This is a genomic window from Erythrobacter sp. SN6-5 (assembly GCF_057364945.1).
In genome coordinates this window covers 2,202,329-2,214,124 of sequence record NZ_CP200282.1, presented here as the reverse complement: position 1 = coordinate 2,214,124, position 11,796 = coordinate 2,202,329, and the positions used below count along the sequence as shown (strand labels likewise).

Below are 11,796 nucleotides of genomic sequence, written 5' to 3'. Positions count from 1 at the left end.
TATTCTTGCTCCCCAAGGAAAGGCGCCCAACATGGAAGAGACCACCCCAAGCCAGAAGCTCCACCTCGTAATGGGTGGCCGCGTGAATGACCCTCGCGGGATCGAGTTTGCTGACCCGGAAAGCATCCACGTTGTCGGCGTTTTCAGCAGCTATGATGCCGCCGAAGATGCATGGCGCGCGCAGGCACAGCGCACCGTAGATGATGCGGAAATGAAATACGTACTTGTGCCGATCCATCAACTGCTGACGCCGGACGCATAAGCCCGCCAGCGCGAGCGAAAGCTACGCTCAATGACATACACCATACGCCCGTACCGCGAGGCGGATGCCGATAGGCTTGCGGAGGTCATGCAGGCCGCGATCCTGTCGATTGGCTCTCGGGCCTATTCGCCAGAGCAGGTTGAAGCTTGGGTAAACCGCGTGCCAGGCGGCAAACGTTTCCTAGAGCGTATAGCCGAAGGTGCGGCAATCTTCGTCGCCGTAGATGCCGATGATATGGTTCAAGCCTATTCGCTGCTGGAGATATCAGCGGAGGACGGCGGACACCTTGATCACCTCTATTGCCACCCTGACCATACGCGATGCGGCCTGGCAGAAGCCGTTCTCAGCGCAGCGGAAGAGCACGCGCGCGAGCACGGCACCGCCCGCCTATACACCGAGGCTAGCGAGCTCGCCCGCGCCGCGTTTGAGCGTGCAGGTTACGTTGTTCAGAACCGCCGCAACTTTGAAATAGACGGCGTACCGATCCACAATTTCGCCATGGAAAAGCCGCTCACTTAGAGCGACCTCACGCGCGAAGCTCAGATAAATTCGATCTTGTTGACGAGGTAGAACTTGTCGCCAGACGGGACCGTTACTTCGATCTCGTCTTCGACCTGCTTACCAATCATCGCCCGCGCGAGAGGTGAGCTGAACGAAATGCGTCCCGCTGCGGCATCAGCCTCTGTCTCACCAACGATCTGATACTTCACCGGCTTATCATCATCGTCGAGCAAAGTGACGGTCGCGCCGAACACAATTCTGTCTCCGGTCAGCGTCGCTGGGTCGATAATCTGAGCACGGCTGACCTTGCTTTCGATGTCGCCAATCATGGCTTCAACCTGGCCCTGACGCTCTTTCGCAGCGTGATACTCGGCATTCTCGGACAAATCGCCATGCGCACGAGCTTCTTCGATCGCATCAACAATTTTTGGGCGTTCATCACGCAAAGCTTTCAGATCGGTGGTTAGCCGCTCATAGCCTTCAGCCAGCATTGGAACTTTTTCCATCGTCGCCATTCCGTCTCTTTCTATTGGCGTAAGCCCCCGAAATTATGGGTCATTTCGTGCATAACCGCTTCTGCCGAGGCGGCGAGATTGCATCGAAATGTCGGGAAACTTCGCTGTATTACTCAGCTATAATAGTCTTGCAATGCGCGGACTTCAAGCTGGCTTGGCTTTACAGCGCCAATTGCGGCCGCCGCCGCCTTCGATGCGGTGGCCGTTGTGTAATAGGGAACCTTCTTTTCCAAAGCGGTCGCGCGGATCGATTTGGAGTCCCGCAGAGACTGCCAACCCTCTGTGGTGTTGAAGATAAGCGCAATCTCACCATCGATGATTTTATCGACGATATGCGGCTGGCCTTCTGCGACTTTATTGACCTTCTCAACCGCCAGCCCTTGCTCCGCCAGATATGTCTGAGTGCCTCCGGTCGCGACAACTTTGAACCCCTTGTCGATCATGCCCCGCACAGCAGGCACGATCACGCTCTTGTCGCTGTTTTTGACCGAGACGAACAAAGTGCCCTCGCGTGGCAGGGTCATCCCTGCGCCCAATTGCGATTTGAGGAAGGCGGCCTCGAAATTGGTGTCGATGCCCATCACTTCGCCGGTCGATTTCATCTCCGGGGTCAGGATCGGATCGGCGCCAGGGAAGCGAGCAAATGGGAACACCGCCTCTTTGATTGCCATATATGGCAGGTCGCGGCGGAAAGCTGGGAAGTCTGCCAGTTTCTCGCCCGCCATCACCCGCGCGGCGATCTTCGCCACCGGTTGGCCGATGGCCTTTGCCACAAACGGCACAGTGCGGCTGGCACGCGGATTGACCTCGATCAGATAGACGACTTGCTTGTCATCCTCTTGCTTCACCGCAAACTGAATGTTCATCAGGCCGCGCACGCCCAGTGCAAATGCCAGAGCCTCTGCCTGGCGCTCCATTTCAGCGATCGTTTCTGGCGGCAGCGAATATGGAGGCAATGTGCAGGCGCTGTCGCCAGAGTGCACGCCCGCCTCTTCAATGTGCTGCATCACGGCGGCAACACGCACTTCATCGCCATCACACAGAGCGTCAACATCGCACTCAATAGCATCGCGCAGATATTGATCGATCAGCACTGGGCTCTCGCCCGAAACATTGACGGCGGTGTTGATGTAATCATCAAGCTGCGCCTCGGAATCGACGATTTCCATCGCCCGCCCGCCCAGCACATAGGATGGCCGCAGCAGCACCGGATAGCCAATATGCGCAGCAACAGCGGCGGCTTCATCGCGGCTGCGCGCAATGCCATTGGTACAGCTGCTTCAGATTGAGCTTGTTCACCAGCTTGGCAAAACGCTCGCGGTCCTCGGCCAGATCAATCGCGTCGGGCGACGTACCAAGGATCGGGATGCCAGCATCTTCGAGCGCTTGAGCAAGCTTCAGCGGCGTCTGCCCCCCGAACTGCACAATCACACCCACCAGCTCGCCAGTGGATTGCTCCACTTGCAGGATTTCCAGCACATCTTCCGCAGTCAGCGGCTCAAAATAGAGCCGGTCCGATGTGTCGTAATCGGTCGAAACGGTCTCCGGATTGCAATTGACCATAATGGTCTCATATCCGACCTCTTCCAGCGCGAAGCAGGCGTGGACGCAGCAATAATCGAACTCGATCCCCTGCCCGATCCGGTTGGGACCACCGCCTAGAATCACAATTTTCTTGCGATCCGATGGGGCCGCCTCGCACTCTGGCTCTCCGAAGGTCGGCGCTTCATAGGTCGAGTACATATAAGGCGTGATCGCCTCGAACTCCGCTGCGCAGCTATCGATCCGCTTGAACACAGGGCGCACGCCCAGCCGCTCGCGCAGGGCGCGCACTTCGTCTTCGCTGGTTGCCCCCGCCATCGCTTGCAGTGCATCATGCAGCAGCCCGCTACGCTTCGCCTGCGTTTCCGCCATGCCGCCTGCCACGCCGACGGAACGCACCGCCAAAGTCGCCAGCCGCTTGTCGGAAAACCCCATGGCCTTCAGAGAACGCAGACCGTCCGCATCTTGCGGCAAGCCGTTCTGAGCAATGTCGCTCTCTGCGGCCACAATCGCCTCAATCTGGCGCAGAAACCACATGTCATACCCGGTGATCGGCTGAATATCTTCCGGCGTCATGCCCTCGCGCATAGCCTGAGCAACGTTCAGCAGGCGGTCCGGTGTGCGCTGGCTGAGCGCCGCGGTGACGACATCGCGGCTTACCCCCTCCAACTCGCGGACGCGGTTGAACCCGTCGAGCCCGGTTTCCAGACCGCGCAGTGCCTTCTGCATCGATTCCTGGAAGTTGCGGCCAATCGCCATCACTTCGCCGACCGATTTCATCGCGGTGGAAAGCTTCGCCTCTGACCCTTTGAATTTCTCAAAGGCAAAGCGCGGGATTTTCGTGACGACATAGTCGATCGTCGGTTCAAAGCTGGCTGGGGTCGCGCCGGTGATCTCATTGGTGATCTCATCCAGAGTGTACCCCACCGCCAGTTTTGCCGCGACGCGGGCAATCGGGAAGCCAGTGGCTTTGGATGCGAGTGCGGATGAGCGCGAGACGCGTGGGTTCATCTCAATCACGATCAGGCGGCCATCCTTGGGATTGACCGCAAATTGCACGTTCGACCCGCCGGTTTCCACGCCAATCTCGCGCAGCACATTGAGGCTGGCGGTCCGCATAATCTGATATTCTTTGTCGGTCAGTGTCAGCGCCGGGGCCACCGTGATGCTGTCGCCGGTGTGCACGCCCATCGCATCGACATTCTCGATCGAGCAGATGATGATGCAATTGTCCTTGCGGTCGCGCACGACCTCCATCTCATATTCTTTCCAGCCGAGCAGCGATTCCTCGATCAGCACCTCCGTGGTGGGCGATGCATCGAGCCCTTCGGAGACGATCTTATCAAACTCCGCCTTGTTATAGGCGATGCCGCCGCCCGTTCCGCCAAGCGTGAAGCTGGGCCGGATAATCGATGGCAGGCCAGTTCGCTCCAGAATTTCGCGCGCTTCCTCCAGCGTGTTGGCGACGCCGCTGCGCGCACTTTCCAACCCGATTGCATCCATCGCATCGCGGAAACGCTGGCGGTTCTCCGCCTTGTCGATTGCGTCTGCTTTTGCACCGATCATCTCAACACCGAACTTCTTCAGCGTGCCATCGGCATCCAGTGCAAGCGCGCAATTGAGCGCGGTTTGCCCGCCCATCGTCGGCAGCAAGGCCATTGTCTCATCGGGATGCGCCGCGCGCTCTTTCTCGATGATCTTGGTCACGATCTCTGGCGTGATCGGCTCAACATAGGTCCGGTCCGCAAACTCCGGATCGGTCATGATCGTGGCCGGATTGGAATTGACCAGAATGACCCGGTACCCTTCCTCTTTCAGCGCCTTAATCGCCTGAGTGCCCGAATAATCGAACTCGCACGCCTGACCGATAATGATCGGACCAGCGCCAATGACGAGGATGGAGGATATGTCGCTGCGTTTGGGCATCTAGGCGTGACCCTTAAAAGGATGGTTGTGGTAGGGGAGAGACATGGCGGCGGGGATCATCAATTGTCCTCACCTTCGGCGCTTGCACCGCGCGAATTCTGAAGCTTGAAACTGATGAAGCGCATTCCCGGCTTTTGCATGGCGCATCCACTGGCTAGCACCTGATCACCCGACACTGCTTTTCCGCGAACGCGGTAAAGCGAGGGGTCGTCGCCGAAATAGAACGCGCCGTCTTCCGTCACGCTTAGCTCCATAAAGGCGGCAACAGGCGGCGCGGTCGCGCCAAAAGCAGACGTCCGCAGCGAGCCCCGCGAATTACCGGAGGGGGGAACGATCATCTCGTTAATCGCCATCAGCTCCATCTTGGTAATGTCGAAGGCATAGGTTGGCACGACCTGGCCCTCTGCCGCCTCTAGCAATTGCCTCACTTCAAGCTTGCCAGAAAGACGCGCAGCGCATTCCTCAGCGGTCTCTTCAACCTCACGCCAATCCTTGTTCGCGAATGGATTTTCGCAGGCAGAGAGCAGCAAGAGGCTGGCCGTAAGCGTTAAGCGAGAGACGACGGATCTCACCCCAGACCCCCAACGAATTTCTCAAACAGGTAGAAGCTGTCTTGCGGCCCCGGCGAGGCCTCTGGGTGATATTGCACGCCGAATGCGTTTTTGCCCTTCACCGCGATCCCGCAATTGGAGCCATCGAACAGCGATACGTGCGTCTGCTCCAGCGTGTCGGGCAGGCTATCGGCATCCACCGCAAAACCGTGGTTCATGCTGGTAATCTCGACCAGCTCCAGCGTCTCGCCCCAGCCCTCGCCCACGCGTTGGACCGGGTGGTTCGCACCTCGGTGCCCCTGACGCATCTTCACCGTCTTCGCGCCCGCGGCCAGCGCCAGCATCTGGTGGCCCAAACAAATGCCGAACAGCGGCATGTCACGCTCCAGCAGAGCCTTGATCACCGGCACCGCGAACTCACCGGTTGCCGCCGGATCGCCCGGGCCGTTCGACAGGAACACGCCGTCCGGTGACAGCGCGAGAATATCCTCCAGCGAGGTCTGCGCGGGCACCACGGTCACTTTCGCGCCGGCCCGCACCAGATTGCGGAAGATGTTGTCCTTCGCCCCGTAATCAATCGCGACCACATGCGGCCTTTCAATAGCCGTTCGTGCTGAGCTTGTCGAAGTACGGGCGGCGTCCAAATCCGACCCTTCGACAGGCTCAGGGCGAACGGATTTGGGCAGGCTCACATCCGTATACCCTTTACCCAGGCGCCAATATCCGCCTTCCCAGTTTTCTTGCGCCTCACGCGAAACGCGGCTGGCAAGGTCCATGCCCTCTAGCCCAGTCCAATCCTGCGCGCGCTTGATCAGCGCGGGAATATCGAACGTGCCGCTGGGCGAATGCGCGATCACGGCATTGGGCGCGCCAGACAAGCGGATGCGGCGGGTCAGCGCGCGGGTATCAACCCCGGCCAGCCCGATCTTGCCATTGGCCGTCATCCATTCGGTAAAGCGTTCGGCGGAGCGAAAGTTTGATGGCTCCGTCACATCCTCGCGCACGACGCAGCCGACCGCGCCCTCCACCCGGCTTTCGATATCTTCGCCGTTCGTTCCCACGTTCCCGATGTGTGGGAACGTGAATGTCACGATCTGCGCCGCATAGCTGGGATCGGTCATCACCTCTTGATAGCCGGTCATAGCCGTGTTGAAGCAGACCTCGCCGACGTTCTCACCGGCGGCGCCAAAGCCGCGTCCCCAGATCACCGAACCATCGGCCAGAACGAGGACTCCCGTCGCGCCAGTGGGTTGCGCGCGAGAAGATGCGGTGTCGGCCATAGGGCGCTCCGAGTCAGTGGGTTTCCAGCAATGTCGCTAAGACCCAGCAGCTAGGGCTGCGCAGCCCTCACGTCAACCTAGGCGAGCGGCCAGAAACACGTTAGAGCGCGACCAAACACTCAATCATCCACAGCTTAGACAAAAAGAAGACCCAGACGATGCCTGAAGGTACCATGCGCGACACAATTAAGGCGGCCACGATCACTGCAATGAAAGCAGGCGAAAAAGAACGCACAGCGACCCTGCGCCAGATCTCGGCCAAGATTAAGGACCGCGACATTGAAATGCGTACGTCGGGCAAGGACACGCCGGATGATGAGCTGGTGACGTCTGTCCTGCAGAAAATGGCGAAGCAACGCCGCGAATCGATCACGATGTATGAAGATGGCGGACGCGCGGAGCTGGCCGCGAAGGAACAGGCTGAGCTGAGCATTATCGAAGAATTCCTGCCGACGATGATGAGCAAGGACGAAACCGCCGCCGCCATCACCGCGATCAAAGCAGAGCTTGGCGCAGACAGCATGAAAGATATGGGCCGGGTCATGGGCGAGCTGAAAAAGCGCCACGGCGCGCTGCTCGATGGCGGAATGGCGAGCGGGCTGGTCAAAGCTGCTCTTTCTTAAGCCGCGATCACGCACAGATTGTTCCACAAGCCGCGCTTGATTGCAGCGGCGACTAGGCGCATTTTCTCCATATGGCACTTTCCCCGCAATGGCTGGACGAACTGCGCACGCGTGTGACGCTGTCGACGGTCATCATGCGCACCGACAAGCTGCAAAAGGCTGGGCGTGAATGGAAGGCGTGCTGCCCGTTTCACGATGAGAAATCGCCCAGCTTCACAGTCAATGATCAAAAGGGCTTCTACCACTGCTTTGGCTGCGGCGCGCATGGCGATGTGATCCGCTGGATGACCGACCAGCGCGGCATGGGCTTTATGGATGCCGTGAAGGAATTGGCCGCCGAGGCCGGGATGGAAGTCCCCGCGCCAGACCCCATCGCGGCGAAGAAGGCGGAAAAGCGCGCCAGCCTGATCGATGTGACCACCGATGCGCAACAATGGTTCATGGACAATCTGCTTAGCGGATCGAGCGCAGAGGTGCGCGAAGCTAAGGAATATCTTAGAAGCCGGGGCTTGCAACCAATGACGCTTCGCGAATTCGGCTTCGGCTATGCGCCGGAAAACAAGCAAGCACTGGCGGGAGCGCTATCCAAATTCGATGAAACGATGCTGGTTGAAACCGGTATGCGGATCGCGACCGATGATGGCACCAAATACGACCGATTCCGAGGGCGGATCATGCTGCCGATACAGGACGCTCGCGGACGGGTAATCGCCTTTGGCGGGCGCATTCTGGGTAAGCGTGATGGCATCGCGAAATACCTCAATTCGCCGGACACCCCGCTGTTCGACAAAGGCCGCACGCTTTACAATTTGCACCGTGCCTCCCCCGCCTCTCGGCAAACGAACCGAGTAATCGTGGTCGAAGGTTATATGGACGTTGTCGCGCTGGCGCAGGCTGGGTTTGAGGACGCAGTCGCCCCACTCGGCACCGCGCTGACTGAGATGCAACTGGAAATGCTGTGGCGCATGGTCGAGGTGCCGACCCTGTGCTTTGATGGCGATAATGCGGGGCAAAAGGCGGTGATGCGTGCAATTGGCCGCGCTCTGCCGATGCTTGCGCCTGGGCGCTCGCTCAATATTGTGCGTCTGCCTAGCGGGATGGACCCGGACGATCTGATCGCGAAAAGTGGCCCGCAGGCGATGGAGAAATTGCTGAGCGAGCCTGCCAGCCTGCTGGAAACTCTGTGGCAATTTGAACGCGATGCGCAGCCGCTAGATAGCCCCGAGGCCAAGGCGGGCCTCAAGAAACGCCTGCTCGATCATGTCGATACCATAGGGCACGGCGACATCGCTGCCCTCTACCGCCGCGAATTGCTCGATCGTTATTCCGCCTTTGCATTCCCGCCGAGGGAGCAGCGCGGCGGATCAGGTTCGAATTGGCGAGGCGGCAGCGGACAGCAAAGCTTTGGCAAACCGCGCAATCCAACCCTGTCGGCTGAGGCGCGCAGCGAGTTACAACGCGCCATGTCCGGCGGGATGCGCGATGCCCTGTCCCGCGCCGTAATCGCTGGCCTTGTCCGCCATCCAAACGAGATTTCACGCCACTCAGAGGCGCTCACACGGCTAGCTCAGCTCGACCCGAAAACAAATGATCTGGTGGAATCCTTGTTCGAACTTGCGGAAACGCTTGATTCGGGTGGCACAAACGCCATATCAGAGGCGCAAGGCCTTCCCGCCCCACCGGACGATAGTCGTTATGCTTTCCTCAGAGAAGGCACCACACCGAGTGATGCGAGCGAGGAATTGGCTGAAGCTGTGTCGTTACTGGTCGAAAGACCTGCGCTGGATGCTGCGCTATTGGCAACCATCGCTAGGTTTGACGAAGACCCTGAAGGATCGATGGCTGAGCAAGCCCGGTTACGACAAAGCCAGACCTTATTGAATGATAGATTGAAGGCCTTCGGGCGCCGCAAGGCCGCACAAGCGGCGACAACAGATTTAACCTCGACGCCGGATGACGATCCGGCGAGCGACTTTAGAACGGACTAATTGGGATCCATGGCTTCAAAAGCTAAAGCGCAAGATAAAGAAGATGCTCCGCTGATCGACCTCAACGAGGCGTCAGTTAAGAAGCTCATGACCAAGGCGAAGAAAAAGGGCTACATCACCTATGATGAGCTCAATGAAGCTTTGCCGTCTGGTGAAATGAGCCCGGATCAAATCGAAGACATCCAAACCGCTTTGTCGGAGATGGGCGTTCAAATCGTCGAGAACGATGAAGAGGCCGAGGCCGAGGCTGAGCAAGAAGCCGAAGTGGCTGAAATGCAGGTCGGCGACGAGAAGAAAGACGCCAAAAAAGCGCCTGCTGCAGCGGTCAAGAAGACCGGCACGGGCGAGCGAACCGATGATCCGGTCCGCATGTACCTGCGCGAAATGGGCGCGGTGGAATTGCTCAGCCGCGAAGGCGAGATCGCGATTGCCAAGCGGATCGAAGCTGGCCGCGACATGATGATTATCGGCCTGTGCGAAAGCCCGATCACATTCCACGCGATCATCCATTGGTCCGAAGCGCTCAACAACGAAGAAATGCAGCTGCGCGAGATCCTCGATCTGGACGCGATGCTTTCCAAAGAGCCGCCTGCTGACAAAATGGCAGAAGGCGCAGAGGATGATGACGACGGCGAAATCTCTGAAGAGACCGCTGGCCCCACCATCCGCGACGATGATGACGACGACAGTGACGAAACATCCGATGAGGATGAAGACGGCGAAGAAGGCAGCTCCAAGCGCGAAGAAGAAGAGGAAGAGGACAACACTCTTTCGCTCGCGCAGATGGAAGCCACGCTTAAACCCGACGCGATTGAGCGCTTTGCTCGCATCACCAAGCTGTTCAAAACCTTTGAGAAACTTCAGGCTGAGCGGGTCGACACTCTGGCGGCTGGCAATGAATTCCCGAAGGCCAAAGAGAACAAGTACGAGAAGCTGGGCGAAGAGCTGACGGCGGAAGTCGAAAGCATGCAGTTCCACGCGACCAAGATCGAATTCCTGGTCGACAATCTCTATGCCTTCAACCGCCGTCTGACCGCGCTGGGCGGACAGATGCTGCGCCTGGCAGAACGTCACAAGATCAAGCGGATCGATTTCCTGAAAAGCTATGTCGGCAACGAACTAGACGACAGCTGGATCAAGGCGAACGCGAAAAAGGACAAGAAATGGGCCGCTTTCGTCGAGAAAGAAGGCGCAGCGGTTGAGCGAATTCGCACCGAAATCACCGATATTGCCGCCAACACTGGTATGGCTCTGCCGGAATTCCGCCGCATCGTGAACATGGTGCAAAAGGGCGAGCGCGAGGCGCGTATCGCTAAGAAAGAAATGGTGGAAGCCAACCTTCGTCTGGTGATCTCTATCGCCAAGAAATACACCAATCGCGGCCTGCAATTCCTTGACCTTATTCAGGAAGGTAACATCGGCCTGATGAAGGCGGTTGATAAGTTTGAATATCGCCGCGGTTACAAATTCAGCACCTATGCGACCTGGTGGATCCGTCAGGCGATCACCCGCTCGATCGCGGACCAAGCGCGCACGATCCGTATTCCGGTCCACATGATCGAGACGATCAACAAGCTGGTGCGCACCTCGCGTCAATTCCTGCACGAGGAAGGCCGGGAACCGACCCCAGAGGAAATGGCAGCGCGCCTGTCCATGCCGCTGGAAAAAGTGCGCAAGGTGATGAAGATCGCCAAGGAACCGATCAGCCTCGAAACGCCAATCGGCGACGAGGAGGATTCGCATCTGGGTGATTTCATCGAAGACAAAAACGCGATCATCCCTGTGGATGCCGCGATCCAGGCGAACCTGAAAGAAACCGTCACCCGCGTGCTCGCATCGCTGACCCCGCGCGAAGAACGCGTGCTGCGGATGCGCTTTGGCATCGGCATGAACACCGACCATACTTTGGAAGAAGTCGGTCAGCAGTTCAGCGTGACGCGCGAACGCATCCGGCAAATCGAGGCGAAGGCACTGCGCAAGCTCAAGCACCCTTCGCGGTCACGCAAAATGCGCTCTTTCCTGGATCAGTGATGCCATTTAAGCGATTTGCCTTGTGCGCCGCTCCGCTGGTTTTGTGGGCGGCGCCATTGGCTGCGCAGGGGGCGCCCAATGGTGACGACGCAACTGCATCTGAGACGGGCGATGTGCGGCTGAGCCTCGCCGCTGACATCCTAGACAAGTCTTTTCCTGAAGAGACACGCGTCGAAATGTTTCAGACGATCACTGATCAAATGGAAAGTCAGATGATGCAGTCTTTGAGCGGCATGATCACAGATGAAAATGCGAATGGCATTATCGCTGATTGGCAAGAGCGCCTGTCTGTAAAGACCGACGCCATCATGCGCAGCCACATTCCAGCCCTAATGGATGGCTGGGTCATGGCATATGCCGAGACCTACTCAGAGCCGGAATTGCGCGACATCCTTGCATTCGTCTCAACTCCGAGTGGCCAGGCATTTATGCAACGTTCGCAGGACCTTATATCTCACCCTGCGTTTGCCGGTGCAAATCAGAATTTCATGGATGAGACCATGGAAACCGTAGTGGCCGAAATGCCCGGACTGATGGATGAATTGATAACGTCTGGGGCAAATCCCGCCGAATAGGG

The 11,796-nt window shown here is 58.3% G+C and carries 9 protein-coding genes and 1 pseudogene; 6 read left to right on the top strand and 4 right to left on the bottom strand.

What is annotated here, in order from left to right; genetic code table 11:
- The first annotated feature begins 31 nt into the window (after positions 1–31).
- Positions 32–262, top strand: a complete 231-nt coding sequence (locus AC0V6Z_RS10965) for a DUF4170 domain-containing protein (protein WP_472638525.1) — start codon at positions 32–34, stop codon at positions 260–262.
- 30 nt (positions 263–292) lie between these two features.
- Positions 293–781: a GNAT family N-acetyltransferase gene (locus tag AC0V6Z_RS10960; protein ID WP_472638524.1), complete on the top strand. Its 489-nt coding sequence runs from the start codon at positions 293–295 to the stop codon at positions 779–781.
- 20 nt (positions 782–801) lie between these two features.
- Here AC0V6Z_RS10960 and greA read toward each other — a convergent pair whose 3' ends face one another.
- The 4 genes and pseudogenes from greA to carA all read right to left on the bottom strand — a co-directional run bounded on the left by greA (position 802) and on the right by carA (position 6,577).
- Positions 802–1,278, bottom strand: a complete 477-nt coding sequence (gene greA / locus AC0V6Z_RS10955) for a transcription elongation factor GreA (RefSeq protein ID WP_472638523.1) — start codon at positions 1,276–1,278, stop codon at positions 802–804.
- A gap of 113 nt (positions 1,279–1,391) precedes the next feature.
- Positions 1,392–4,746 (bottom strand): annotated as a pseudogene (gene carB, locus AC0V6Z_RS10950) (carbamoyl-phosphate synthase large subunit).
- A 59-nt stretch (positions 4,747–4,805) separates the two neighbouring features.
- Positions 4,806–5,318: a hypothetical protein gene (locus AC0V6Z_RS10945; RefSeq protein ID WP_472638522.1), complete on the bottom strand. Its 513-nt coding sequence runs from the start codon at positions 5,316–5,318 to the stop codon at positions 4,806–4,808.
- Positions 5,315–6,577, bottom strand: a complete 1,263-nt coding sequence (carA, locus tag AC0V6Z_RS10940) for a glutamine-hydrolyzing carbamoyl-phosphate synthase small subunit (RefSeq protein ID WP_472638521.1) — start codon at positions 6,575–6,577, stop codon at positions 5,315–5,317. Before carA ends, AC0V6Z_RS10945 begins: the two co-directional genes overlap by 4 nt.
- Before the next feature lie 158 nt (positions 6,578–6,735).
- Here carA and AC0V6Z_RS10935 point away from each other — a divergent pair, with 158 nt between their 5' ends.
- The 4 genes from AC0V6Z_RS10935 (at position 6,736) to AC0V6Z_RS10920 (ending at position 11,794) form a co-directional block, all read left to right on the top strand.
- Entirely contained in the window at positions 6,736–7,200 is a 465-nt protein-coding gene (locus AC0V6Z_RS10935; RefSeq protein ID WP_472638520.1) for a GatB/YqeY domain-containing protein, read from the top strand.
- A gap of 71 nt (positions 7,201–7,271) precedes the next feature.
- The gene (dnaG, locus tag AC0V6Z_RS10930; RefSeq protein ID WP_472638519.1) at positions 7,272–9,188 is read left to right on the top strand and encodes a DNA primase; all 1,917 of its coding nucleotides are present in this window, start codon (positions 7,272–7,274) and stop codon (positions 9,186–9,188) included.
- Positions 9,189–9,197: 9 nt separating this feature from the next.
- A complete protein-coding gene (gene rpoD, locus AC0V6Z_RS10925; protein ID WP_472638518.1) occupies positions 9,198–11,219 on the top strand; it encodes an RNA polymerase sigma factor RpoD in 2,022 nt (673 codons plus the stop codon).
- 56 nt (positions 11,220–11,275) lie between these two features.
- Positions 11,276–11,794 (top strand): DUF2059 domain-containing protein, encoded by a 519-nt coding sequence (locus tag AC0V6Z_RS10920; protein WP_472638517.1) that lies wholly within the window; start codon positions 11,276–11,278, stop codon positions 11,792–11,794.
- Positions 11,795–11,796 lie beyond the last annotated feature (2 nt).